This is a genomic window from Mucilaginibacter pocheonensis (assembly GCF_031456535.1).
GTDB lineage: Bacteria > Bacteroidota > Bacteroidia > Sphingobacteriales > Sphingobacteriaceae > Mucilaginibacter > Mucilaginibacter pocheonensis.
In genome coordinates, this window is record NZ_JAVDUU010000004.1 from 1,122,367 (window position 1) to 1,147,904 (window position 25,538).

The 25,538-nt window shown below is 43.1% G+C and carries 21 protein-coding genes; 9 read left to right on the forward strand and 12 right to left on the reverse strand.

The window, feature by feature from the left end:
- Position 1: 1 nt before the first annotated feature.
- From J2W55_RS22965 to J2W55_RS22980, 4 genes are all read right to left on the reverse strand, one after another.
- Positions 2-3,361, reverse strand: coding sequence for a tetratricopeptide repeat protein (locus J2W55_RS22965; RefSeq protein ID WP_310101772.1), 3,360 nt, complete (start codon positions 3,359-3,361; stop codon positions 2-4).
- Between the two features lie 13 nt (positions 3,362-3,374).
- Positions 3,375-4,721, reverse strand: coding sequence for a sugar porter family MFS transporter (locus tag J2W55_RS22970; protein ID WP_310101775.1), 1,347 nt, complete (start codon positions 4,719-4,721; stop codon positions 3,375-3,377).
- Between the two features lie 309 nt (positions 4,722-5,030).
- Entirely contained in the window at positions 5,031-5,354 is a 324-nt protein-coding gene (locus J2W55_RS22975) for a hypothetical protein (RefSeq protein ID WP_310101778.1), read from the reverse strand.
- Between the two features lie 282 nt (positions 5,355-5,636).
- Positions 5,637-5,978: a YciI family protein gene (locus J2W55_RS22980; RefSeq protein ID WP_310101781.1), complete on the reverse strand. Its 342-nt coding sequence runs from the start codon at positions 5,976-5,978 to the stop codon at positions 5,637-5,639.
- Positions 5,979-6,349: 371 nt separating this feature from the next.
- Between J2W55_RS22980 and J2W55_RS22985 the strand changes: the two genes are divergently transcribed.
- The 3 genes from J2W55_RS22985 to J2W55_RS22995 all read left to right on the forward strand — a co-directional run bounded on the left by J2W55_RS22985 (position 6,350) and on the right by J2W55_RS22995 (position 9,778).
- Positions 6,350-6,772 (forward strand): secondary thiamine-phosphate synthase enzyme YjbQ, encoded by a 423-nt coding sequence (locus tag J2W55_RS22985; RefSeq protein WP_310101784.1) that lies wholly within the window; start codon positions 6,350-6,352, stop codon positions 6,770-6,772.
- A gap of 154 nt (positions 6,773-6,926) precedes the next feature.
- Positions 6,927-8,795, forward strand: coding sequence for an ATP-binding protein (locus tag J2W55_RS22990; protein WP_310101786.1), 1,869 nt, complete (start codon positions 6,927-6,929; stop codon positions 8,793-8,795).
- A gap of 113 nt (positions 8,796-8,908) precedes the next feature.
- A complete protein-coding gene (locus J2W55_RS22995; protein WP_310101789.1) occupies positions 8,909-9,778 on the forward strand; it encodes a creatininase family protein in 870 nt (289 codons plus the stop codon).
- Positions 9,779-10,078: 300 nt separating this feature from the next.
- On the opposite strand, the gene J2W55_RS23000 is transcribed toward J2W55_RS22995, so the two are convergent.
- On the reverse strand, positions 10,079-11,023 hold the full coding sequence (locus tag J2W55_RS23000; protein WP_310101791.1) for a Smr/MutS family protein: 945 nt from the start codon (positions 11,021-11,023) through the stop codon (positions 10,079-10,081).
- A gap of 818 nt (positions 11,024-11,841) precedes the next feature.
- On the opposite strand from J2W55_RS23000, the gene J2W55_RS23005 reads away from it, so the two are divergent.
- Both J2W55_RS23005 and J2W55_RS23010 read left to right on the forward strand, forming a co-directional pair.
- Positions 11,842-12,348, forward strand: a complete 507-nt coding sequence (locus tag J2W55_RS23005; RefSeq protein ID WP_310101793.1) for a DUF892 family protein — start codon at positions 11,842-11,844, stop codon at positions 12,346-12,348.
- Positions 12,349-12,643: 295 nt separating this feature from the next.
- Complete coding sequence (locus tag J2W55_RS23010; protein ID WP_310101796.1) at positions 12,644-14,518, forward strand: M1 family metallopeptidase; 1,875 nt, start codon at positions 12,644-12,646, stop codon at positions 14,516-14,518.
- Positions 14,519-14,589: 71 nt separating this feature from the next.
- Here J2W55_RS23010 and J2W55_RS23015 read toward each other — a convergent pair whose 3' ends face one another.
- Both J2W55_RS23015 and J2W55_RS23020 read right to left on the reverse strand, forming a co-directional pair.
- Positions 14,590-14,976, reverse strand: coding sequence for a YtxH domain-containing protein (locus J2W55_RS23015; protein ID WP_310101799.1), 387 nt, complete (start codon positions 14,974-14,976; stop codon positions 14,590-14,592).
- A gap of 139 nt (positions 14,977-15,115) precedes the next feature.
- Positions 15,116-15,310, reverse strand: a complete 195-nt coding sequence (locus J2W55_RS23020; protein WP_076377605.1) for a cold-shock protein — start codon at positions 15,308-15,310, stop codon at positions 15,116-15,118.
- A gap of 205 nt (positions 15,311-15,515) precedes the next feature.
- On the opposite strand from J2W55_RS23020, the gene J2W55_RS23025 reads away from it, so the two are divergent.
- Positions 15,516-16,169 carry an HAD family hydrolase gene (locus tag J2W55_RS23025; RefSeq protein WP_310101806.1) on the forward strand — a complete coding sequence of 218 codons (654 nt, stop codon included), beginning with the start codon at positions 15,516-15,518 and terminating at the stop codon, positions 16,167-16,169.
- Between the two features lie 40 nt (positions 16,170-16,209).
- On the opposite strand, the gene trpA is transcribed toward J2W55_RS23025, so the two are convergent.
- From trpA to trpD, 4 genes are all read right to left on the reverse strand, one after another.
- The gene (trpA, locus tag J2W55_RS23030; protein WP_310101808.1) at positions 16,210-16,980 is read right to left on the reverse strand and encodes a tryptophan synthase subunit alpha; all 771 of its coding nucleotides are present in this window, start codon (positions 16,978-16,980) and stop codon (positions 16,210-16,212) included.
- 115 nt (positions 16,981-17,095) lie between these two features.
- Positions 17,096-18,277, reverse strand: coding sequence for a tryptophan synthase subunit beta (trpB, locus tag J2W55_RS23035; RefSeq protein ID WP_310101812.1), 1,182 nt, complete (start codon positions 18,275-18,277; stop codon positions 17,096-17,098).
- Complete coding sequence (locus J2W55_RS23040) at positions 18,261-18,905, reverse strand: phosphoribosylanthranilate isomerase (protein ID WP_310101815.1); 645 nt, start codon at positions 18,903-18,905, stop codon at positions 18,261-18,263. The genes trpB and J2W55_RS23040 overlap by 17 nt, the downstream gene beginning before the upstream one ends.
- A gap of 2 nt (positions 18,906-18,907) precedes the next feature.
- On the reverse strand, positions 18,908-19,897 hold the full coding sequence (gene trpD / locus J2W55_RS23045) for an anthranilate phosphoribosyltransferase (protein ID WP_310101818.1): 990 nt from the start codon (positions 19,895-19,897) through the stop codon (positions 18,908-18,910).
- Positions 19,898-20,196: 299 nt separating this feature from the next.
- Between trpD and J2W55_RS23050 the strand changes: the two genes are divergently transcribed.
- The gene (locus J2W55_RS23050; protein ID WP_310101821.1) at positions 20,197-21,141 is read left to right on the forward strand and encodes an ion channel; all 945 of its coding nucleotides are present in this window, start codon (positions 20,197-20,199) and stop codon (positions 21,139-21,141) included.
- 28 nt (positions 21,142-21,169) lie between these two features.
- Here J2W55_RS23050 and J2W55_RS23055 read toward each other — a convergent pair whose 3' ends face one another.
- Positions 21,170-21,817 carry an ankyrin repeat domain-containing protein gene (locus J2W55_RS23055; RefSeq protein WP_310101824.1) on the reverse strand — a complete coding sequence of 216 codons (648 nt, stop codon included), beginning with the start codon at positions 21,815-21,817 and terminating at the stop codon, positions 21,170-21,172.
- Positions 21,818-22,138: 321 nt separating this feature from the next.
- Between J2W55_RS23055 and J2W55_RS23060 the strand changes: the two genes are divergently transcribed.
- Positions 22,139-24,700 (forward strand): FtsK/SpoIIIE family DNA translocase, encoded by a 2,562-nt coding sequence (locus J2W55_RS23060; protein WP_310101851.1) that lies wholly within the window; start codon positions 22,139-22,141, stop codon positions 24,698-24,700.
- Positions 24,701-24,767: 67 nt separating this feature from the next.
- Positions 24,768-25,445 (forward strand): outer membrane lipoprotein periplasmic chaperone LolA1, encoded by a 678-nt coding sequence (gene lolA1, locus J2W55_RS23065; RefSeq protein ID WP_310101827.1) that lies wholly within the window; start codon positions 24,768-24,770, stop codon positions 25,443-25,445.
- The last annotated feature ends 93 nt before the right edge of the window (positions 25,446-25,538 follow it).

Below are 25,538 nucleotides of genomic sequence, written 5' to 3' on the forward strand. Positions count from 1 at the left end.
TTTAGGTTTTGGGTACGCGGTCAACAGTTAAACTTTCTGATTGCTTTGCCATGTTCAGATGAATTTTACTGCCAGCATGTGATGTATCAAGCTGCAATATGTTGTCCAGTATTTTCTTAGCTGCTTCAAACTCGTTTAAACCCAATAACCCAAGGGCTTGTAAAAAGCTGGTGTGGATATGGTTCCTCAGGTTAAGATCATCATCAAATATCAGCAGATTGGGCAGAGATACAGCGAAGTAATCTATCTTTATTTCGTCATTTGTGTGCTTCGCGCCATAATCAATCAATTTTTTGAATATATGGCTGGCCTGCTCATGCCGGCCCAGTTTTTTCCAGGCCAGGCCCTGATAAAAGATCTTATCGGGTTGCTGATCATTGTAAAATACCGCCGCCGAGGGTTCATCAAGCCCCACCGTTGCCTGCTCAAAGTATTTTTTTGCCGGTTCGGGCTCATTTAATGCTTCATAAGCGCAACCCAGCCAATAATCAATATCGTTTTCCAGGGTACCATACAGCTTACCTTCGCCCAGGTTATGCGGATAATTTTTGGCCGCGTTGAGGTTATCAATAGCTTTTTCATACAAACCATTTTCCATGTCGGCTTTAGCCAGCTGTACCAGGCTAAATACATACTGGCCGGATGCTTTACCCTCGCCCCCTTCCCAGGGATGAAACTGGCGGCTTCTAAGCAGGTTCAACGCGGTTTCATGATCCCCTAAAAGATTATATAGCGTTACCCTTTCCAAATAAACATCATCGCGCTGATTTGCTACCTCCGGGTTATCTTCAATAAACTTAAGGCGCTGTTGGGGCAATCTGTTAAGCCTTTTGTAAAGCTGATCCAACTCCATTAAAACACGGGCATCAGTTTTATCAAGCATAAAAGCTTTTTCAAAATATTTCAACGCTTTTTGCTCGTCATTTTGCTTGTTAAAATAAGCTATGGCCAGGTTTCTGAAAACCGTCGGGAATGATGCATCCAAAGTGGCCGATTTTTCCCACCAGCTTACCGCATCGCTGTACTGACGCTTATCATAAAATAAGTTACCAAGATAATATGGTGCTTTGGCATCAGTTAGATTAACTTCAGCTGCCAGCTGTAATATACCAATCTCATCCAAACGGTTAGGGAAACACAGGTAGGGATCTGCAGCAGCCGCTTTTGCAAGCCACTCCATGGCTTCTGCCTTCCTTCCGCTACGGTGGCTTAACCAACCCAGTGTATAGTAAACTATAGGATTTGACTCTGTTGGCTTTACTATCAGCTGTAATAATTGCGATGCCTCATTATATAAACCGGCCGAAGCATAATCCAAAGCATATTCTATAAAATTCTGATCGTCGCCGCGGGAAAGCAGTAATAATTTGCCCAGGCTTTCTTGCGCATTTTCCGGCTCATTAATAAGCCTGTAAACCAATATTTTCTCAAAGACGGCGCCCAGGTTAAAACCGTCCCTTTCTAAAGCTTCGGCGGCTACTTTTAAAGCTTTATTGGGCTGACCAAGCTTACGGTATGCCGCTGCTTTAATTACATAAGCTTTGCTGTTGCCGGCATTTCTGTCCAATGATTGCGTAATATGATCAAGCGCCAGCAGGTAATGCCCGCGGGCCATATCAATCTGCGCTACACAGAAAAATCCGGAATCTTTCCAGGCGTTGCTCCAGGTCGACTTGTAAAATACGGTATAAGCTTCATTTGTTTGACCAAGATATTTAAGACATAAACCTAAATTATAATATGGCTCGCTATCATAAGGATTAGGATTACGCTGGATACCGGTATTTACCGCTTGTCTTAAATAAGGTTCGGCTTTGGCAAACTGCCCTTTGCGGATATACCATTTTCCCAGTGCATTATTGTTGCGAACGTCTGTTGGTTCGCGGCGTAGCGCTTCTTCATAATATGGTATGGGGCTGTACGTTGCATGACGGTACTGTTCCAGATGCTGAGCGGTTAAAAACAACTGCTCTACGCTTGCTACATCAACTGGTTCGGGGGCCGGTTTTGCAGCCGTTGGCATTTCATTTTGTTTATTATTTGCGGGCTCATAACGCAATATTTCCTGATGGCGGTTGTCGGTGATGCTCAGCAGGAGTTCTTTTTCGTTCAGCCCGGCATCAACGGGAAGTTCCTTTACAAAAACATTTTCCGGAACTATGGATGTAAGCCCGGTAAATAGGACTTCGCCTTTGTAGTTCAGCTGAATATTTAAGTTAGCCTGTTCTGAAGTAACCTGTATTTTAATAGTTACCTTATCACCGTCCTTGCTTAACGCCAGCAAGATATCCTTTGTGGCATTTTTCACCAGGCCCAACTCGCGGTATGGTAAAAAATATTGCGTAAAGGTTTTTTCCTCGTAAGGCATCAGCCAGCTAAAATCGGGCTGGTTATCAGTAAATACACCGGTCATCAATTCAATATATGGCCCATCCTCGTCGGTAAGGTTCCTGTCCCAGGCCTGGCCAAAATCGCTGTGGCCCCAGGTCCACTGCTTTTTACCGGGCGATACATGATGATCAGCCACGTGCAATAAACCTGCTTGTGAGTCGTGCTCATAACCACCCACAAAATCATAATCGGAGTTGATGGCCATATATGAGGTAGGTACCGGAATATTTTTATACATCGATATATCAGTACCGGGCGAGTAGTCAACTTTATAATAAGTGCCGGTAGCGATTGGAAAATCTGACACATCACGTTTACCGTGATCAAACACCGCATTTACATCAGGCGGAAACACCGACTGGTAATAATCGTTCACTTTTACAGCAGGGTTTGCCCACCATAAAAAGGTTTGTGGTAGAGCCGAGCGGTTAAACAATTTGGCTTTTATTTCGATATAAGCCGTATCCGGGTGGAGTGTAAAGCCTGCCATGCCTTTGGTATGGAACATACGCTCCACCTCATTAACCCAAACGGTTTTGCTGCCGTCGGCGTGTTCTTCCAGCATATAATCAACCGGATCAAAGGTGCTGGGGCGGTGATGCTGCGGCCAGTTAAACTCTATGCCTCCTGATATCCAGGGGCCGGTTAAACCAACTAACGCTGGCTTAATTACCTGGTTATAATATATAAAATGCCTCTGTTTTATCTTATCAAAAGCCATTTGAATACGCCCCCCAAGTTCAGGTAATACCATTACTTTCAAGTACTTATTCTCCAGGAACAAGGCTGTGTACTCTTTATCAGCCTTTTCGTCGGCAATTTTTTCGATCACTGGGTTTGGATAAACCACACCGCTGCTACCCTGATAAACCCTTTTTTCAAAAAACATAGGGTTTTTATCGGGTTTGCCAACGTTATAAGTAGGGATAATTACCTTTTCTTCCCAAACGGATACAGTTGAATGATGCATATATATCTTATAATTAATGTCTTATTAAATTTTCTTCGAGCTCTTCCAGCGTTTGACCCTTAGTTTCCTTAACGCGCGCCTTTACAAACAAAAAGCCCAGGAAACAGATACCCGCATATAAATAAAACGGACCGTAAGTACCTAATTTTTGGGCCAGTATAGGAAAGGTAAAAACCAGTATAAAGTAAGCCGCCCATAAAGAAACAATGGCTACTGATGATGCAACACCCCTTATTTTATTAGGAAATATCTCGGAAATAAGCACCCAGGTAACCGGTGCTAACGAAATAGCATAAGTACTGATAGCCAGCAACACAAAAATGGACACTAACGTTGCCGGGAAATGGTTTTGCAGCGCAATAGCCAGCACAATGTATAGTATGGACAAACCTAATGAACCTACCAGCATGAGCGGGCGGCGACCAAGTTTATCAACCTGCCACATAGCCAGCAGGGTGAATACCAGGTTAACTATACCTATGGAAACGGTTTCAAAAAGCTGACGGTTTAAATTTGCCCCTACCGATTCAAATATGGTTGAAGTATAGTTAAACACTACATTGATGCCGCAAAACTGCTGAAACACAGCCAGGGCTATGCCTATCACCACAGCCGGGCGCACCGCCTTCTCAAACACCATTTTATAGGATTGTTTGGTGGTGGCGCCTGATAAAGATCGTTCAATTGCTTTCATGGTAGATTCGGCAAAATCTGCTGTGCCAATTTTGGCAAGCACATGCCTGGCTTTTGCTGCCTGCCCTGATTTCATAAGCCATCTTGGACTTTCTGGCAGCCACGTCACTCCGATCAAAAAAACAGCGGATGGCACCACGCCAAGGCCAAACATCCACCGCCAGGCGTCATGCCCTGCGTCAGCCAAAAAATAGTTCACCAAATTGGTGATCAGGATACCAATTACTACAGTAAGCTGGTTAATGGCTACATTACGGCCCCGTACTTCGGCCGGCGAAACCTCGGCTATATACATTGGACAAAGCATGGAGGCCATGCCCACTCCTATACCAGCCGCGAAACGCAATACTAAAAAGTAGGTTAATGTTTGCGAAAATGCGATACCAATTGAGGAAACCGCAAAAATCAGAGCGGCAACCATGAGGCCAGGCTTGCGGCCATAGCGGTCGGCCAGGTTACCGGCTAACAGGCAGCCTATGATACAGCCGAGGGCCAATGAGCCGGTTAAAAAGCCCTCCCATACAGGGTCGAGAGCAAATTGTGTTCGCAAAAATGGCAAAGCGCCGGATATCACGGCAAAATCAAACCCGAAAAGGTAGCCACCCAAAGCCGAAATAAAGGAGATGCCGATAATATACCGGCTATTGAAAGTTTTTGAACTATTCATTTTTCAGGATTGATTTAGTAGTTTGATCATCATATCGTTATAATATTTTTTTTGTTTCCAGGTTTCACTTTGCACGGCACGACCTGCATTTGTTTCAATGAATTGCATAACAATGTAAATCTGCCTGATTAAAACAGATTATAAAATAGTTAATGTTACTATAATGATGGACTTTATTACGACATTATCGCCACTACGGCAAAAGGCATGTTAATCAACGCAAATAAGCTGTATGCGGGTTAAGATAAGGCGCCACTATGCTGGAAAAAGTTGGCTGTTGATGGAGTATTGAGGGATCAGAAACGAATTTTATGTTAACAAGCCGGATGTCAAACTGCCGCTTTCATTTGAAATAAATAATCGTCCTAAAAAGGAGATGATTTTATCGAGCAGGGTTTGTGATCTTACAGGTGTGGTAATAAGTGTGTTATCGTTATTCTTACCTTCAGAAGGATCATCCAATCCCTGCATTTCTTCTAAAATACTTTCGCGTATGGCGGGATCACGATTTACAATATCATCAAGTTCGGTAAGTTCATTAAAGGTTGCCTTCCCGCTTTTCTGACGCTTTATTAATATATCGAAACGGTCCTGTGTAAATGTGCGCCGTTCCAATTGTTTATGGTGTTTCATGATAACCTCCCTACTTGTTAAAAGGTGTATCAAAGCAAATGCCATCGTTTTATATAATTGATTATGAATTAGTTATAACACATAAACATTTACGCTTGTTCAGTTTTGATACAAAGAACCGTTCATTTCCGGTCGGTTAAGGGGGGATCGTAAATCCATTGATAAACCATAGCTAAAGGGTATGATCAACTGCTCGGATTGAACAGAAGAGCATTAAAAAAAACTAAACAAAGCCATTTGGACGCGATGGCTTTGTTTAGTTTTGCAGGTTTTAGCTGAGGTTTATAACGGGTTGATCTCCCTTACCTCCACATTACCGCCAAAAGATAAGACAGGGCAGCCCTTTGCCAATTCGGTAGCTTCATCAAGTGATTCAGCCTTTATTAAAGTATACCCGCCTATAAGCTCTTTAATTTCGGTATACGGGCCATCGGTAACCACGTTGTTTGGCCTTACAACCTTTCCGTTTGCAACCAAGCGGTTTCCCCGGTCAACCAGTTTGTTTTGGGCAGCAATACCACCTACCCAATCCATCCATTTTTGAGTTATAGCCTGAAGTTCTTCTGGTGAACCTTGAGGCATTCCCTGACGATCATTCCTGAATACAAATAAGAAATCTTTCATTTTATTAAGTTTTATGTGTTAAAATCCAATGACGAACACCAAATCGTAAATTGGACAAATAGCCTGATTTTTTTTAATCCTCTCATATGAACCCCCATGCAAGCCATCTCATCTCTTCTTTGCAACAAAATCAATACTGACCTGTTTACATGTTAAAATCGTAGTAATTTAACTCCAATTGGTGTATTAAACATTCATATTTAACACTTTTACATCAATTTTCAATATAAAAACAACGCTTTTTTAAACAAAAAGTAAAAGTTACCCCAAAGGATAAACATTCGCGGGGTCCGCCACTTTTTTTTATAGGGCAATTTTTAAACGTATCAAAAAGCACCGTAAATTTACCCCTTGGGCAAAGTCATAAAAACATGCAAATATTTCAACAAACACTTCAGCTTAAAGAACGGAAACGCGGCTTTCATTTAATCACCACCGAAATTTTACACGCTATGCCGCAGTTAGGCCATATCAAAACCGGTATAATGCAGGTTTTTATCCAACACACTTCGGCTTCACTCACTATTAATGAAAATGCTGACCCTACCGTGCGCCGCGACTTTGAAATGTATTTTAGCAAAACGGTGCCCGAGAACGATCCTGACTATTTACATGACGATGAAGGCCCCGATGACATGCCCGCCCATTTAAAGGCCGCCTTGCTGGGCAGCTCGGTAATGATCCCCATCCGTAACGGCAGGCCGGCGCTGGGCATGTGGCAGGGTATTTATTTATGTGAGCACCGCAATTATGGTGGTCCGCGAAATTTGGTTATCACTGCATGGGGTGAATAAACTCATCTTTAATTTTTTTATCGGTCTACCCTATCTGCTCTGATTTTATTTACTATTGGGCTCAACTCTCTGTATTCTTATTTCGTATAACAGGAATTAGCGGCACAACCTTTGCTTACAGTGATGCTCGCTATAGCCTAATGGGTATTGATTAATGAGAAAATTTTTTGGCCTTTTTTTATTGACGCTGTTTGTAGCCACCTCTGGTTATGGTCAGTTAATTAATATCAGTAAGATCAAAAAAAACCTGCCCCTTATTACCGACAGTACCAAATATGTTGATGCCCTTAACCGCCTGGGAATGTTAATGTATGAAAGTAATGTAGACAGCGCTTTTTACTACGCCAAACGGGCCCGCACCATTTCCGAAAGGTTAAAATACAGACAGGGCGAGGCTGACGCCTTAAACATCATAGGGATAGTTTATGACCTGAAGGGCAACCTTCAGCTATCGCTTCGCTATTATAACGATGCCTATAACCATTACCAGGCCATACATGATTCATCAAACGTGGTTCAGGCGCTAATGAACATCAGCCTTGTTTTTAATGAGAATAAAGAGGATAACAAGGCAATTGAGTTTTTAAACAAAGCCTTATACCTCGGCGGCAAGATTCAAAAAGATTCGATCATGTCGCTCGTACTCTGCAACTACCTGCTGATGTACCCTTCTGAAATACCCAAAGATTCGATAAATATTTATCTCAACCAGGCTAAACAGATAGCCACTAAATATAAAGATAACCGGGTTTTATTAGTCACTGATCAGATACAGGCACAGCTATATTTACAACATAACGAGCGCGAAAAAGGCATCAGCTTATTAAAGAAAACAGCAACGGAAGGTATAGCCATGGACCTGAACTACCTTAGCCTTGATATTATTCAAAGCCTGGGCGATCTGTACTATAGTTCGGATATCAATAAGGCTATTGAATATTACAAGCAGGGGCTTGATATAGCCGAATTGAAAGGTTATCACCTGTATGAAAAGCTGTTCGGAAAAAAGTTGTTTGATATTTACATTACCCAAAATAACCTGCCCGAAGTAAGGCGGTACAGTGCTAAATTATTAAAGCTTTATGACGACGAAGAGCTGTTTACCAATACTTCGGGATTTGATTATATAGATTACGCGCTAAAGGACCAGCAGCTTGGGGCCATTACCGCCCGGAGCCAAAGCCGCAAGGTATTGTCTATCGTGTTAGCTATCCTGCTGGTGTTAACCGCCATAACTGTACTGTTCATATACCGTTTATATCGCCTCAAACAAAAACATGCCGCAACGCTTGAAGCACTGAACAGGTCGGTACTGCTGCGTAATAAAAAATTGGAGATCGACCATGAATTTAATAATCGCCTGGTATCTATCCTGGCGCATGATTTCAGACAGCCCATCGGCACCTTAAAAACGCTGGCAACCGTTTTAAAAGATACTGATTCATTTACGCGTGATGAGCTGATGGAACTGGTTGACACCATGGAACATTCATCTACCATTTCGCTGGAGATATTTGAAAACATACTGCAGTGGATAAAACAACAGCTTTCGGGTTTTAGCTACCAGCCGGTAGCCCTATCGCTTAAAGACCTCATTGACGAGGCCCTGCAGCCCTTTAGCCTCATGAGCCAGGAGTATCAGCTTAAGTTTGTAAATAGTATTGACAGCAATATTACTATCCATGCCGATAAGGAGCTGGTGCAGTTTATTCACCGCAACTTTATACATAACGCCATTAAATTTTCGCCAATGTATTCCACTATACTTATTTCGGCCACGGTACATCCCGGCGAAACTGTTTTTTGTGTACTGGACGAGGGTCAGGGCATATCTCCCGAAAAAATGGGGTCGATGTTTAATTTCAAGGCCGAAATGCGTTATAGTAACGAGAAGGAAAAAGGCGCGGGCGTTGCCCTGATGATTTGTAAGGATTTCATCGAAAAAATGAGCGGCCGCATCTGGGTTGAAAATTCAGGCGTAAAAGGCGCCGCTTTTTGTTACGCGCTGCCCAACTTACAATAAACCGGCTACGTAAAATTTATATTACCTGGTGGTAAACAAGTATTTGCATAAAATATTTTTGTAATTTCCCTTCCATCCCCATAGCTAATTTTATTAACCAATTGTGTAAGCAAATGAAATCCTATTTACTTTTATTTACCGTTATCCTGTTTTCGGGCGTTGCCGGCGCGCAGCAATTGCCCGCCCGCTGGGACGAGCTTGTTGCCTCTGATTTTTCGCAGGCGCTTCAAAAATCATCAAAAACCTGCATACTGCCTATTGGCATATTGGAAAAACATGGTCCCCACTCACCCATCGGTACCGATCTGATTCACGTTCGCGAATGGGCGGCCCGTGCCGTTAAAGCGGAATACGCGGTAGTGTTCCCTGATTATTTTTACGGACAAATAAATGAGGCCAGACACCAGCCGGGCACATTTGCATTGCCAAGTAAAGTAATATGGGAACTGCTGGAGGCAACCTGCGACGAAATAGCCCGCAATGGTTTCGACAAAATAGTGATACTCAACGGGCACGGCGGCAACCCTGAGTTTATCAGGTTTTTTATGCAATCATTGCTTAACAAGCGCCATAATTATGCTGTATATTTCTATCAGCCGCAAAACGACAAGGAATTTACCGATCAGTATCTTAAAATGCACCAATCCGACCCACAGAATGACCAGCATGCCGGTGAGGGCGAAACTTCAACCCTGCTCTATTACCGGCCCGACCTTATGCGGATGGACCGCGCCGCATCACAATCAGGAGCCAACCAGCACCGTTTAAACCTGCCAAACGTTTATACCCCAATATGGTGGTACGCAGCCTATCCAAATCATTACGCCGGCGAGGGGGCCAAAGCAAGCAATCAGTTGGGTAAGTTCACTACAGACCATGAGATTGCAAGTTTTGTTAGCGCCCTGAAAGCCATAAAGGCCGATACCGTTACATTGCAGCTGCAAAAAGAATATTTTGATAAGGTTGATAGCTTGAATAAATAAAAAACCAAGCCGGTATTCAAGTAAGGGTTTTAAATTCATGGCTGAGCATGTATCCGTCCTGTGAGATCCTGAAACAAGTTCAGGATGACCTGTCTTCTTTGGAGACTGATTATCATGTTTAAAAGTGAAGTCATGATTAAAAGTAAAGTCATGCCGAACTTGTTTCGGCATCCCATCATTAAAGCTATATAACAAGGATATTGTCCATCCTGTGAGATCCTGAAACAAGTTCAGGATGACCTGTCCTTTTTTTATATATGAAGATAAAGCCAAACCCTTATTGTTGAACAGCCCTCTTCCCTATTTTAAAATTACTTTGGTAGCCCCGTAACCAAACTTTTCTTTCCGGGCATCCATAAAGGTTTGTACTTTGGGGTGCTTGCTTAATATTTTATGCAGTTCATGGCGTAAAATGCCATTGCCGGCGCCATGAATAAATACAACATCGGGAAGCTGGTGTACAATAGCCGCATCAAGCGCTTTATTAAAATGGGCCAGTTGAATGTTCAGCATTTCGCTGTTCTGCAAAAACTGGTGGTCGTCGCGCAGCTTTTCAATATGCAGGTCAACTTCGCTGGCCGGTTTTTCCAGCACTACCTTTTCTTCCGGCGATTTAAAAAAACTTTCTTTTAACTTTTGGGCATCAATCACCAGTTCGGGTTCGTCCAGGCGTATCAGCCATCCCGGCTCACTTAATAAGGGTATGGCTTTTTTGGATGTCGAAAAATCTTTCGCTTTAAATTTTTCCTCAACTACCAGCGGCGCTGGCGGTTCAATGTTTTGTTTGGTGCTGTAAACAATATTGAAAATAAACCTGGGCCACACCTGCAGGTCGGCCAGTTGAGCTGAGTATATTTTAGTGGCCGACTTAGCAGCCACAATATCTGCAAACTCACCTTTAAACACCTGCTGTTTTTCGGTAGTGAGCGCGGCAAGCAATTGGAACGAGGTATTGTTCACCAGGTAAAAATGCACTACCGAACTGGCCCGCGCATCGGCAATTACACCTGCATAAATACCTTTCTTTTCAAACTCTCCCAATATTACCGGTTTATCTTCGGCAGCAGCTTTTTTTGTGCCGGCAGGCTCATAACCATGTACCGTGGTTACTTTACTGGCCAGTACCGGTATTTCAAATTCGTCCTCGCCGGTAACACCTATCATCTGGTCGTCAATTATACGGGTAACAAAGCCCTCCATCTTTTCATCAACAAACCGTACAAAATCGCCTAATTTATATTTCATAGTTTAATATATCAACACGCAAAGTTAGCTTATATATACATACCGGTATATAAATAAAACGCTGGACTGCTAATTAGGCCAACGTTTTGGCGTGCTGCAAAAAATGCTTTTGTATTTGAAAGTGGAATGACACAAAAAGGGCTGTCATCCTGAGCCTGTCGAAGGATAGCGGGGAAAGGCCTCTACGCGCACCCTTCGACAAGCTCAGGGTGACAGGCCCGTCCGCCTATGGGCCAGGCGTTTAGCAGGGCGAAGAAGATCCTTCGCTATCGCTCAGGATGACAACACTCCCCGCGCGTCACTGCGAGGTACGAAGCAATTGCGAACTACACAGGGCGGCCCTGTAATGCCGGGATTGCCACGCGTCGCTCATAATGACATAAAAGCAAGCCGTCATGGGTAACGGAGTGAAGCATCTTCTTTAATAGCGCGAGAAGGTCATCCCGAACTTGTTTCAGGATCTCTCAGGACAAGTTAGCATTCTTATTGTATAGCTTTAATGATGGGATGCCGAAACAAGTTCGGCATGACTTCATTTTTCACCCCCCTCAGGGTCTCTCGCAGAGAACCCTGGAAGACAAGAAGGTCATCCTGACTTGTTTCAGGACCTCTCAGGACAAGTTAGCATTCTTGTTGTACAGGGTAGTTTTTAAAATGTCATTTCGATAGAGCAGGGAGAGGAATGAGGGAGGGTGCGAAAGAGAAATCTTCTACGCCGCGAAAGCGTAACACATTAATATTACATTTAATTAAACAATTCAGCTCTTTTTTAGTTGAATTACCGCTACCCTTAAACAATCACTTTATAATTAAATGTCATGAAAAACAGTATACCGGCCACACTAAGCCCCCAGCTATTAAAGCAAGTATTTATTCATAACCTAAACCGCATATACTTTGGCAAACGTTATCTTGATAATCACCTGGCTCAGTTAATACAGTACGCGTCATTCACCGCTTTACAGCTGGCCATTCAGGAGTTTTGGGACGATGTTAAGAAACAGATAACACGGATGGAAGAAATATATGGGATTATTGGTGAAAAGCCGTCCGACAAAAACTGCAACCCTTTAAAATCAATAATTAAGGATGGGTTTTGCCTTGATGAAAAACAAACGCTGCCTATATTAAGCGATATGGATGTGATCATGTACGTTCAATTACTTGAACATATAAATATAACCTCATACCGCATGCTCATTTTAGTAGCCAAACAGTTAAATTATGATAATGTGAGGCAGCTGCTTACCGAGTGTTTTGATGAGTCGATGGATAACGACCAGCTCTTTATGCTGATATCGAAAGAGTATATGACTGATAATTAGGAGCTTAGTTGTCATCAATAACAATAAAAAAAGCCACCCGCTTTACGCAGATGGCTTAAATATTAGTTATTTAATACCCCTATTAAAATAACTTAAACAAAGTAAAAAAATATATTGCAGACAAGCAAAACATTTGACGCCAAATTATTTATTGTTACAAATTTGTTACCAAATCATAAATAATTTGCCGTGCCCGCCATGGCTTATATTAATATAAACAGTTATCAAATTCATGATTATCGCTTATTAAATGTTGATCCATTTACATTAATTTGCACTTATATTAACTAAAGACATGATCAAAACTATTACGCTGACACTTTTCTCCTGCTTTTTGCTGGTGCAGTTACAGGCCCAGGATTTGTATATGCCCCGCGATATACAGTATGCTTACAAAAACGGAACCCGCTCGCCAGATGGTAACCCCGGTAAAAAATACTGGCAAAATCGCGGCCGTTACAACATTACTATAACCGCTCTGCCGCCAGACCGCAACATAAAAGGCACCGAACAGATCACCTATATCAACAATAGCCCGGATACCTTAAAGGCGCTTAATATGAAGTTGATATTGAATATACACAAACCCGGCGCGGCAAGGTATGCCAATGCAGAAGCAGATTATTTAACCTCCGGCATACAGATTGATACCTTCCTGATTAATGGCCGGCCCAAAAAAGTTAACAATGCCATAGCATCAACCAACCAGATGGTGGGTTTATATAAACCCCTGATGCCGCATGATTCGGTTAAGCTCGATATTGCCTGGCATTTCCAGATCTCGCTGCAAAGCGGGCGCGAGGGGATGATCGATTCAACTACCTACTACCTGGCTTATTTTTATCCCCGGGTATCTGTTTATGATGATTATAATGGCTGGGACAGGCTTCCGTTTTTGGATGCGCAGGAGTTTTATAACGACTTTAATGATTATACCCTGCATGTAAAAGCGCCCAAAAATTACATAGTTTGGGCTACAGGCACGTTACAAAACCCCGGCCAGGTGTTACAACCCGAGTATGCCGGTCGCCTGCAGGCATCCTTTACCAGCGACTCTACCATACATGTAGCAACCGCGGCCGACCTGGCTAAGAAAAATATAACCGCTCAAAACGATGTAAATACCTGGACATGGAAAGCCAATGACATCAGCGATATGGCTGTTGGCATAAGCGACCATTATGTTTGGGATGCAGCCAGTGTGGTTGTTGATGACGCTGCCCACCGTAGGGCCAGTATGCAGGCCGCTTTTTTAGACAATGCTGCAGACTTTCACCTAGCTGTGCAAAATGGCCGCAATTCATTAAGCTGGCTATCGCATAACTGGCCGGGTGTACCCTATCCGTTCCCAAAAATGACCTCTTTTCAGGGATTTGCCGATATGGAGTACCCTATGATGGTAAATGACAGCCATAATGAGGATGTGAAGTTTTCGCAGTTTGTACAGGACCACGAAATTGCGCACACCTACTTCCCCTTTTACATGGGCATTAATGAAAGCCGTTACGCTTTTATGGACGAGGGATGGGCAACTACCTTTGAGCGGCTCATAGGCGCCGCCGAAGTGGGCCAGGAAAAAGCTGACGCCCTTTATAAAAACTTCAGGGTTGAAAGATGGATAACTGACGCCTCGACAGCCGAAGACCTGCCAGTTATTACCCCATCGAGCGAATTGAGGGCCGGTTATGGCAATAACGCGTATGGGAAACCATCATTAAGCTATTTTGCTTTAAAAGATATGCTGGGCGATGCCCTGTTTAAAAAAGCCCTGCATGGCTATATGGACCGCTGGCACGGCAAACACCCTATCCCCTGGGATTATTTTAACTCCATGAGCAATGTATCCGGCCGAAACCTGAACTGGTTTTTCAATAACTGGTTTTTCACCAATTATTACATTGACCTGGCCCTGCAAAGTGTAAGCAAGGTAAAAGGTGGTTATGCGGCCTCTGTTAAAAACATTGGTGGTTTTGCTGTTCCGTTTGATGTTAAACTAACCTATACCGATGGTACAAGCGAAAGCATACACCAAACACCAAATGTTTGGGAAAAAAATCAAAAACAAATAACCGTTAACCTTAAAACCGGCAAAACCATACAATCGGCGGTATTGGATGGCGGCATATTTATGGATGCCGATGTAAGTAACAATAAGTTTATTGTTAAATAATATTTAAATCCCCTAAAACAAAAACGGCCAGGTAATTACTGGCCGTTTTTGTTTTCATATAGTACTAAAAATTATGCGCCCTGTACAGAATCGTTCCAATCGTTTGCCGTGCTTTTAACCTTGGCTTTTGCATCCTCACCTAAATCTTTTGCATGGTCGGCCACGTCTTTGGCTTTTGATTTTGCCGCATCGGCAGCGTCTTCGGCACGGTCATACAAATCGCTAACGGTACCGCTAAACTTTGATTTTGCCTTATCAATGGCGCTGCTGCCGTATTCCCTGATATTGCTGGCTGTTGATTGTGCTTTGTTTTTAGCGGTATCAACCAGGTCATTGATATAATCTGCAATATCTTCTCTTAATTCACCGCCTTTTTCAGGGGCAAGTAATAAACCTAATGCGGCACCGGCCGCTGCGCCTACTAAAAGTGCTGCAATAATTTTTGCTTGATCTTTCATTTTGAGTTTTTTATGTAGATGATTCAACCTAAGCTAACCTAAACAACAACAATGCCAGTTTTAGCTGCAGCGTTTTTTAAATGCATAAAAAAAGGCATCCACTAAGTGGATGCCTGTATGCTTAATGATTATATTATAATTAAATAACTTTTACATTTACCGCATTTAAACCTTTTCTTCCGTTCTCTACTTCAAACTCCACTTTATCATTTTCACGGATTTCATCGATCAGGCCTGTTGAATGAACAAAGATGTCTTGACCGCCACCTGCTGGTGTAATAAAACCAAAACCTTTTGTTTCATTGAAAAATTTTACTGTTCCTTCTTTTTGCATTATTTTATTTATTAAAGGTCGCAAGGTACATATTATTTTGCAAACACAAAGCCGTTGATCAAATTAAGAACACCCGGATTTTATAAACTACTGGTTTACAACAAATAAACCAGCAGCCCAAATTTACTCCCGGCAAAAGAATACAATGCTATGGCAATTTTTATCTTTTTACCGTTATGTTTGCCCAAAAATTAACTATCCCCCTATGAAGGCCTTTATTTTTGACCTTAACGGAACCATGATCAATGATATGACCTATCATACCAAAGCATGGCAAACGCTTTTAAATGACCAGCTGGGCGGCAATTTTACCTGGGATGAAGTAAAGCCCCAGATGTATGGCAAAAACGCTGAGGTACTGGTAAGGATGTTTGGTCCTAACCGTTTCACTGCAGAAGAAATGGACAGGCTGTCCTATGAAAAGGAAGAAAAATATCAGCAGGAATTTTTACCGCATCTGGCCCTATTGCCCGGGTTGCACCAATTTTTGGATGCTGCTTATCAAAAGGGTATTCCTATGGCTATCGGTTCGGCGGCTATTCCCTTCAATATTGATTTTGTGTTGGATAACCTGAACATCAGGCACTATTTTAAGGCCATTGTAAGCGCTGATGATGTAGTGCTGAGCAAACCACATCCCGAAACATTTTCAAAAGCAGCAGCGCTGTTAAACGTACAGCCTGCCGATTGTGTAGTGTTTGAAGACGTACCCAAAGGTGCCGAAGCAGCGGCAAACGCCGGTATAAAAACCGTAGTGATCACTACTACCCATGAGCCGCATGAGTTTGAAAAACTGCAAAACGTGCTGCATTTTGCCAAAGATTTTACAGACGAATATTTTATGGAGCTGTTGGGATAACGCTATATCGGCAGTTGCCTCATAACATTTTTATTTAGCCTTATGGTCTTATTGACCTGATAAACTCAGGGATCTTTTCCATATAACCATCTTCAGACAGCAGCTTTACAAACTTACTGCCCACAATAGCGCCGTTGGCATATTCACAGGCTTTTGTAAAGGTAGCATTGTCTGATATGCCAAAACCTATAATAGTTGGGTTTGAAAGCTCCATGCTTTTAATACGCTTATAATAATCCTCAATGCTATTGGTAAGCTGCAAACTGCCCCCGGTTATGGATGATGAGGATAACAGGTAAATAAAGCTATTGCTTAATCCGTCAATTTTATGGATGCGCTCCGGTGATGTTTGAGGGGTAACCAGGAATATATTGCTTAAGTTATTATCAGTAAAGTAGGATGAATATAACTCCTCGTACTCATACATGGGCAGGTCAGGAACAATGATGCCGTCCACGCCAAGTTCGGCGGCTTTTTTACAAAAAAGTTCAACGCCATATTGTACTATTGGGTTAACGTACCCCATCAGTAATATGGGTATGGTAACACGCTTGCGCAATTCGGTTAATTCTTCAAAAAGCTTATTCAGCGTCATGCCATTTTCCAGTGCCTGCTCAGAACTGTGCTGAATGGTTGGCCCATCGGCCACAGGGTCTGAATATGGGAAACCTATCTCCAGGAAATCGACCCCGGCTTTCTCCAAAGCTTCGGCAATATCAACAGTAGTGTTTAAGGCAGGATAACCCGCTGTATAATATATAGATAACAGGTTATCTTTTTTTGATGCAAAAAGCTGGTTCAGGCGGTTCATTTAATTGTTTGTAGTTGATTGTCTGAGTTGAAACTTTCAGAATTTTTGAATCTGCAGCATGAGTAAACACTCACCGATTAAATCCTGATCATTCTTTAATTCTGAAAATTCTGGTCTAATAATTAAAATATTTTATATAAGTATCCAGGTCTTTATCTCCCCTGCCCGACAGGCAGATCACAACATTATCGCTGGGGTTAAACTTCATTTTTTCAAGATATGCCAGCGCATGTGATGATTCGATAGCCGGGATTATGCCTTCCATCTGCGAACAAAGCAAACCAGCCTTCAGCGCCTCATCATCTGTGATGTTTACATACTGCGCACGGTTTATTTTATATAAATAGGCATGCTGCGGTCCAATACCCGGATAATCCAACCCGGCCGAAACAGAGTATGGCTCAACAACCTGTCCGTCTGGAGTTTGCATCAGAATGGTACGGCTGCCATGTAAAACACCTTCGTGACCCAAAAAAGTGGTAGCTGCCGAGTGGCCGCTATCAACACCCTTACCTGCCGCCTCAATAGCAACAAGCTTAACTTCTTCATCATCCAAAAAATGGTAGAACATGCCCATGGCATTGCTGCCGCCGCCTACACAGGCCAACACGTAATCAGGCAGTGCTTTACCGGTATGTTCAACCAGCTGTTTTTTTGTTTCCTCTGATATAACAGACTGGAAACGCGCCACCATGTCCGGATATGGGTACGGTCCCACTACGGAGCCTATAATGTAATGCGTATCAACCGGGTTGGCTATCCAGTCGCGCAGGGCCTCATTAGTAGCGTCTTTGAGTGTTTTACTGCCCGATGATGCCGGTCTTACGGTAGCACCCAGCATTTTCATACGTGATACATTCGGGGCCTGGCGGGCCATATCAACCTCGCCCATATAAACCACGCATTCAATTCCCATGAGCGCGCATACTGTAGCGGTTGCCACACCATGCTGTCCGGCGCCGGTTTCGGCAATGATGCGTTTTTTACCTAAACGTTTGGCCAGCAATATTTGTCCAATGGCATTATTGATCTTATGCGAACCGGTATGGTTCAAATCTTCGCGTTTTAAAAATATGTTAGCACCATATTTTTCTGAATATCTTTTGGCATGATACAAAGGCGAAGGCCTGCCCACATAATTTTTTAGCAGGTCATCAAATTCGGCTTTAAAATCAGGATCGTTAATAATGCTGATATATTGCCGCCTTAGTTCCTCAACGTTTGGATATAGCATTTCGGGAATATAAGCGCCGCCAAAATCGCCATAATAACCATGTTCGTTAACTCCGTATTTCATCTGTAATGGTTTGTTTTTTGATGATATCAAATGCTTTTTCTAACTTTTCAATACTTTTTGCACCCGGTTCCGTTTCAAACCGGCTATTTAGGTCGACCGCGTAAAACCGCGGGTGTGTAATGTTCTTTACCTCATTTAAATTATCAAGACTTATACCGCCTGATAAAAAGAAAGGAATATCCAACGTATATTTATTTAAAATGCCCCAATCAAATGTTTTACCCGAACCACCATATCCTGATGTTTTGGTATCGAACATGAAATAATCAACATTGTTCGCATAATTTTCAAGCAGACTAAAATCAAAATCGTTATCAACCCCAAAGGCCTTAATAACGGTTACCTTCTCCCTGAAAGTGCTGCTAAACTCAGCGCTTTCGTCGCCATGCAGCTGAATGGTATCAAAACCGTATCGATCGATCAGTAAATTGATAGTTTCGGCAGTTTCATTTACAAAAACCCCGGTTTTATGTATAGCAGGGGGCAAAGCAACCAGTGCATCAGCGGGTAAAGCATCAATATAACGCGGCGAAGCTCCGTAACAAATAAAGCCCATATAATCCGGTTTTAATGCAGATACCGCCTTGATGTTTTCCGGGTGCTTTAAGCCACAAACCTTTATTTTCATGCTTAGTTTTGCAATAAAATATTAAAACTGTTTAATGCCTTTTTACCCATCAGGGCCTCTTCGGCCTCATAATAGCTATCAGCAAAGCTTTTTGCAGGGTTGATGGTTTTAATAGCCAGCGCCGCGTTTGACAGTACCACGTTATTTTGGGCAAATGTTCCGTCGCCATTTAATATGTCGGTAAAAATTTTGGCCGATGCCTCAACGGTATCCCCGCCTGTAATTTGTTTTGGATCCAGCTTTTCAAAGCCTAATCCTTCAACCGTGTTTATCTTTTCGCCCTCTGCAGAAAATGTTTTGAAATCGCAGGTGAGTGAAACTTCGTCATAACCTTCCAGCGCGTTCACTATAGTATATTTGGTGGTCGATTTTTGATACAGGTAAGCATATACCCGTGCCAGCTCCAGGTTAAATACGCCAACTAACTGGTTTTCTGGCTTGGCCGGATTAACCAACGGCCCTAGCATATTAAAAAATGTTTTCACCCCAAGTTCGCGGCGTATGGGCGCTACGGTTTTCATGGCGGGGTGAAACAATGGCGCATGTAAAAAACAGATGTTTGCCTTATCAATACTATTCTTAAGCTTATCAGCATCATTAGTGAACTGGTAGCCCAAAAATTCGATCACGTTTGATGAACCACAACCCGATGATACACCATAATTACCATGTTTAGCTACTTTGTAACCCGCCCCGGCCACTACAAACGAGGCAAGGGTTGATATATTAAAGGTATCCTTGCCATCGCCACCTGTACCGCAAAGGTCAATCAATTCATCGGTTTCCAGGTCAATTGGTAAACACAGCTCCAGCATGGCATCCCTGAAACCTTCCAGCTCATCAACGGTGATGCTACGCATGCAATAAGCAGTCATGAATGCCGCCATCTGCGAGTTGTTGTATTGCCCGCGCGCAATGTTTATCAAAATATTTTTTGATTGCTCCCGGCTAAAGGTCTTGTGTTCAAAAAGATGATTTAATATCTGTTTCATGTGCCCCCCTTGCCCCTAAAAGGGAAAAGTTCTTTAATTTACATTGTTATAATTAATGCCCCGCTAATTACTCCCCTTTAGGGGGCCGGGGGTAACAAAAAAGGGTTACCGTATGGCAACCCTTCTGAATATTATGTTAAAAAACAAAAAACGGAATTGCCTTACGATTACTCGTTAAGCCACCACCAGTTATTGTTTATTGCGATCATTTTCATTTGTGCCACAAATATGGAAATAGTTTTTACTAAAACCAAACAGAATGATAAATTTACGCAAAAGCCAAAATGCTTATACCTGAAATGGAACTCAACACACGAAAAGTTAACCCGGAAGACGATCTTGGCTTTGGAACGCAGCCGGTTATAAAAAATCAGCCGGTAATTAACAAGGATGGTTCCATCAATGTAAAACGTACCGGGATATCCGTTTTCAATCGCCAAAACAGTTATCAAACCCTCATTACCATGAGCTGGACAAAGTTTTGGCTGGTTGTTTTAAGCGGGTATATGATAGCCAATATCACTTTTGCCTGCATCTACGTTGCGCTGGGCTCTGATAGCCTTGACGGCAAAAGCGGTACTACACTGTTTGACCATTTTATGGATGCCTTCTTTTTCTCGGCTCAAACCATATCAACCGTTGGCTACGGGCATATCAGTCCGCAGGGGATGGCCGCTAACTGCGTTGCGGCAATGGAGTCTATGATGGGTTTACTGGCGTTTGCTTTGGCTACAGGCTTGCTTTACGGACGTTTTTCAAAGCCTACAGCAAAGATCAAATACAGCGAGAACATTCTTATATCGCCTTACAAAAGGAATAAAACAGGCCTCATGTTCAGGCTGGCCAATCTGCGGCGCAATATCCTTATAGATCTGCACATGGAAGTTTTATTTTCCTATAACGAGGAAGTGAACGGCAAGATTGAGCGCAAGTTCTTTCCGCTGCAGCTGGAACGCAAAGCAGTGAGTATACTATCTATCAGCTGGACAGTGGTACACCCCATTGATGATGACAGCCCGATAAAACATTTTACGCCCGAAGATTTTGAAAAATCGGAGGTGGTTTTTTCGGTATTGTTAAAGCTATTTGACGATACCTTTTCGCAAACCATTCACTCGCGCACCACCTACACCTATAAGGACATGGTATGGGGAGCCAAATTTAAACCAACTTTTGACCGTGACGAAGATGGCCGCGTTGTATTACACCTGGATAAGATCAATGATTTTGAACGGGTTGACTGATGTGAGTTCTTTTACCGTTTTTGGCATATCAACCTAAAATCTCTGCAATTTCATCAAACCCCTTTTCGCGGGCCAGGTCGGCGGGAAGTTTGCCGCCTTCCATGCGTACGTTTGTTTCAGCGCCGCTTTCCAGCAATAATATCAGCAACTCAATATTACCATTCTGCGCTGCCGTATGCAGGGGCGTGGCACCTGCCTGCTGTTTTACATTTACCAGGGCGCCGTTTTCAATGAGCATACGGGCTATTTGTATATTATTATCGGCACAGGCAGAGTGTATGGGATAAACCTGGAAACCGTTATTTGAAGGCCGGTTAACATCAGCACCGCTGGCTACCAGGTAACGTGCAACCGCCTCATGCCCAAAATAGCAGGCAAGCCCCAGGGCGGTAAAGCCATCGTCGGCATAATCATCAATAGCGCCCGGGTTACTTTCTATCAGGTGTGTAACCACTTCCAGCTTTCCCGCTGCTGCTGCTTCAAACAAACTGATCTCATTTACATAATTGAGCAATATGTGGGTAACAGCCGGCTTTTTATAATAACATGACAACATAAGCGGCGAAACCTGGTGACTGGTTAGGGTAGTTGCAAGCGCAGGTGTTTGCGTTAGCAGGGCTTCGAGCTTGCTTAAATCGGCAGTGGTAATATATTGCTCCAGCTTTTCTATACTCATTGTTTACAATTAAGTAATCAGCGTATTACAGGTTATGCGTTTTTATAAATCTATTTTACGGGTATGGGATCTGATGGTTTTCAATAATACTAAAAAAATAAAAATACAATTAAATAATTTGTTTAATCTGTTAACTTTATATTCATCAATTTAAGCGTATTGAGCCCAGCCCTACCCGTAAAGCGGAGCTTTTGAAAGGCTCACTTGCCGGGCAAGATTTAGAGGAGGCTAAGCACACCTAAATTTTTATATGTTGTTTTTGCAAGGTTTACATAGGTGAAATTTTATGTAAGTTTGCATTTAAAGGATGTTACATCAGCGATGCCGATAAAAGGAAATCAGTTTAAATCAAATAGCTTTAAGGACGAAAATCAGCCCCGGCAAACGGGTAAGGCTGAGCGGGAACGTGTTACGAAGAGGAGGCTTCCGAGTATGCCTCAGCTGGATATGGACAACGGCAGGATTGTGAAAATAGCAGGCCTGCTATCGCTCCTGATGTCGATTTTTTTTCTTATTGCTTTTACCTCCTACCTGTTTACCTGGCAGGAAGACCAAAGCTACATATCAACCACCAATGGCGGCTGGCATAACCTGGCAACCGGCAAAACCATACAGGAAATAGCCGATAACGGCAGTCCGCAGATAGCTCAAAACTGGCTTGGCAAATTTGGCGCCCTGCTTAGCAACCAGTTCATTTATGAATGGTTTGGCGTAGCATCGTTCCTGTTTGTTTTTTTATTTTTTGTAGTTGGTTATCGCCTGTTGTTTAAAGTAAGGCTTTTTTCAATACCAAAAACCCTGGCGTATACCTTGTTCTGCATTGTATTTATATCAACAACCATAGCCTATTTCCACGCTTTTATTATTGATTATCCGCATTATCTGGAAGGCGGCTTCGGCTTTTGGAGCAACCGTTTGCTTGATGCGCAGATTGGGCCGGCAGGTACCGGCGGCTTATTGATATTTGCCGCACTTGCAGTATTGGTAATTGCCTATAATATTGACTTTAAACTGCCGCAGCGCAACCGCGCAGCAGCCCGGTTAGCCGTTGACGAGGTAGTGCCTGCGCCGGTTGACCTTATAGATGAAGAACCATCAATCCCGGTAGAATGGCCGCGCAATAACCGCGGTAATGATAACCAACCCGGCGCCGAAAATACCGTGCGGCCCGAACCGCTTAAACAACAGCCCTTTGTACAAAACCCGGTTTATCATGAGCCGGTAGTGCTAACCCCCAGTTCATCACATGAGCCGGAGGAAGAAACCGAAATACCGCTTACCATTGATGTAAACCGGCCGCTGCCCGAGCTGAGTGTTGAAAAAAGTGATGATGATAAAGCCAAAAACCTGGTTAGCCAGTTTGGTATTTATGATCATAAACTTGACCTGGCGTCGTATAAGATACCGCACCTGGATCTGTTAGAGAACCACGGATCGAACAAAATATCGGTTAATGCCGAAGAACTGGAAGCCAACAAGAATAAAATTGTTGAAACGCTGAACCATTATAACATTGAGATCGATAAGATAAAAGCCACTATCGGGCCAACGGTGACGCTTTACGAGATCATTCCCGCCCCGGGCGTACGTATTTCCAAGATCAAGAACCTGGAAGACGATATCGCCCTGAGTTTGGCGGCCCTGGGTATCCGTATTATTGCCCCCATGCCCGGTAAAGGAACTATTGGCATCGAGGTGCCTAACCAAAACCCCGAAATGGTATCGATGCGCTCAATCCTGTCGACAGAAAAATTTCAGAACACTACGATGGACCTGCCCATTGCCCTGGGTAAAACCATATCAAATGAGGTATTTATAGCCGATTTGGCCAAGATGCCCCATTTGCTGGTTGCGGGGGCAACCGGTCAGGGTAAGTCAGTCGGTATTAACGCTATATTGGTTTCATTGCTTTACAAAAAGCATCCGGCCGAACTTAAGTTTGTACTGGTTGACCCTAAAAAGGTGGAGCTTACGCTTTTCCGTAAAATTGAAAGACACTTTTTGGCCAAACTGCCCGATGAAGGTGATGCCATTATAACCGATACTAAAAAGGTGGTTAACACCCTTAATTCACTTTGTATTGAGATGGACCAGCGTTATGACCTGCTGAAAGATGCGCAGGTACGTAACCTGAAAGAGTACAACCAAAAATTTGTTAACCGCAAAATAAGTGATCCCGAAAAACACCGCTACCTGCCATTTATTGTGCTGGTAATTGATGAGTTTGCCGATTTGATGATGACCGCCGGAAAAGAAGTGGAAATGCCTATAGCCCGTATTGCGCAGCTGGCCCGAGCGGTGGGTATACACCTGGTTATTGCCACGCAAAGGCCGTCGGTTAATATTATCACGGGTACAATTAAAGCCAACTTCCCGTCAAGACTGGCGTTCAGGGTGCTGTCAAAGATAGATTCACGTACCATACTTGACGCCGGAGGCGCCGATCAGCTGATCGGTCGCGGGGATATGCTGTTTTCAACTGGCAGCGATCTGATACGCCTGCAATGCGCGTTTGTGGATACACCTGAGGTTGAGGCTATATCAAACTTTATTGGCGAACAGCGCGGCTACCCTACCGCCATGTTCCTGCCTGAATATGTTGGTGAAGGCGAAGCCAGCAGCGCCAAAGAATATGATCCGGATGATCGTGACCCGATGTTTGAAGAGGCTGCCCGCCTTATTGTGATGCACCAGCAAGGGTCTACCTCGTTAATACAGCGTAAAATGAAACTGGGTTATAACCGTGCCGGCCGTATCATTGACCAGCTGGAAGCAGCCGGCATTGTTGGAGCTTTTGAAGGCAGCAAGGCACGCGATGTATTATATCCCGATGAATACAGCCTGGAAAGGTACCTGGAAACGCTTCAAAAACCTAAAGATTAAACCTATTCAAATTTATTTGCTCTAAACCAATAACTATGATAATTAGTTATTGATGTAAAAACTACCAATGAAAAAGATTTTTTTATATTCTATTTTAGCTTTAAGCACTTATAATACAGCTTTTGCCCAGAAAGATACCCAGGCTAAGGCTATCCTGAATCTGGTAAGCCAGAAATACAGATCGTTAGACGTTATAAAAACGGATTTTACTTTTACCCTTGATAACCCGCAGGCCGGCGTTAAAGAAACCCAAAGCGGTACTTTAATTTCAAAAGCCAAAGCGGGCAAATACAAGGTTACCCTTTATACATCTGCCGCCGCCAAAGATGTGGACAAAGAGATCATGAGCGATGGCAAAAGCCAGTGGACCTACCTTAAAAAAGATAAAGAGGTACAGGTGAGCGAGGCAGCCAAAGGTGCCGATGGGATCAACAATCCGTCGCAAATTTTTACCATCTATGAACATGGGTACAAATACCTGTACACCGGCGAGCAAAAACTGGCCGGCAAAGTATACCAGGCTATTGACCTTACTCCCGAAAATGAAAAACAAAATATTTTTAAGGTACGCCTGCTGATCGATAAAGTAAAAAAACAGATCTACAGCGCGCAGTTATTTGATAAAAACGGTAATAAATACAATTACACCGTTCGCAGCTTTACCCCTAACCCCCGGGTTGCCGACAATGTTTTTGCCTGGGACGCCAAAGCCCATCCGGGCGTTGAGGTGGTGGATCTTCGATAGATGTGAGATGTGAGATGTGAGATGTGAGATGTGAGATGTGAGATGTGAGATGTGAGATGTGAGATGTGAGATGTGAGATGTGAGATGTGAGAT

Bases quoted from the DNA above. Each gene is read 5' to 3' on its own strand.
- J2W55_RS23055 (WP_310101824.1), bottom strand. From the start codon at position 21,817: ATGAGTATAGAAAAGCTGGAGCAATATATTACCACTGCCGATTTAAGC.
- J2W55_RS22990 (WP_310101786.1), top strand. From the start codon at position 6,927: ATGAGAAAATTTTTTGGCCTTTTTTTATTGACGCTGTTTGTAGCCACC.
- J2W55_RS22985 (WP_310101784.1), top strand. From the start codon at position 6,350: ATGCAAATATTTCAACAAACACTTCAGCTTAAAGAACGGAAACGCGGC.
- lolA1 (WP_310101827.1), top strand. From the start codon at position 24,768: ATGAAAAAGATTTTTTTATATTCTATTTTAGCTTTAAGCACTTATAAT.
- J2W55_RS22995 (WP_310101789.1), top strand. From the start codon at position 8,909: ATGAAATCCTATTTACTTTTATTTACCGTTATCCTGTTTTCGGGCGTT.
- J2W55_RS22975 (WP_310101778.1), bottom strand. From the start codon at position 5,354: ATGAAACACCATAAACAATTGGAACGGCGCACATTTACACAGGACCGT.
- J2W55_RS23025 (WP_310101806.1), top strand. From the start codon at position 15,516: ATGAAGGCCTTTATTTTTGACCTTAACGGAACCATGATCAATGATATG.
- J2W55_RS23050 (WP_310101821.1), top strand. From the start codon at position 20,197: ATGGAACTCAACACACGAAAAGTTAACCCGGAAGACGATCTTGGCTTT.
- J2W55_RS23010 (WP_310101796.1), top strand. From the start codon at position 12,644: ATGATCAAAACTATTACGCTGACACTTTTCTCCTGCTTTTTGCTGGTG.
- J2W55_RS22970 (WP_310101775.1), bottom strand. From the start codon at position 4,721: ATGAATAGTTCAAAAACTTTCAATAGCCGGTATATTATCGGCATCTCC.
- trpD (WP_310101818.1), bottom strand. From the start codon at position 19,897: ATGAAACAGATATTAAATCATCTTTTTGAACACAAGACCTTTAGCCGG.
- J2W55_RS23060 (WP_310101851.1), top strand. From the start codon at position 22,139: ATGCCGATAAAAGGAAATCAGTTTAAATCAAATAGCTTTAAGGACGAA.
- J2W55_RS22965 (WP_310101772.1), bottom strand. From the start codon at position 3,361: ATGCATCATTCAACTGTATCCGTTTGGGAAGAAAAGGTAATTATCCCT.
- J2W55_RS23005 (WP_310101793.1), top strand. From the start codon at position 11,842: ATGAAAAACAGTATACCGGCCACACTAAGCCCCCAGCTATTAAAGCAA.
- J2W55_RS23020 (WP_076377605.1), bottom strand. From the start codon at position 15,310: ATGCAAAAAGAAGGAACAGTAAAATTTTTCAATGAAACAAAAGGTTTT.
- J2W55_RS23015 (WP_310101799.1), bottom strand. From the start codon at position 14,976: ATGAAAGATCAAGCAAAAATTATTGCAGCACTTTTAGTAGGCGCAGCG.
- J2W55_RS22980 (WP_310101781.1), bottom strand. From the start codon at position 5,978: ATGAAAGATTTCTTATTTGTATTCAGGAATGATCGTCAGGGAATGCCT.
- trpB (WP_310101812.1), bottom strand. From the start codon at position 18,277: ATGAAATACGGAGTTAACGAACATGGTTATTATGGCGATTTTGGCGGC.
- J2W55_RS23040 (WP_310101815.1), bottom strand. From the start codon at position 18,905: ATGAAAATAAAGGTTTGTGGCTTAAAGCACCCGGAAAACATCAAGGCG.
- trpA (WP_310101808.1), bottom strand. From the start codon at position 16,980: ATGAACCGCCTGAACCAGCTTTTTGCATCAAAAAAAGATAACCTGTTA.
- J2W55_RS23000 (WP_310101791.1), bottom strand. From the start codon at position 11,023: ATGAAATATAAATTAGGCGATTTTGTACGGTTTGTTGATGAAAAGATG.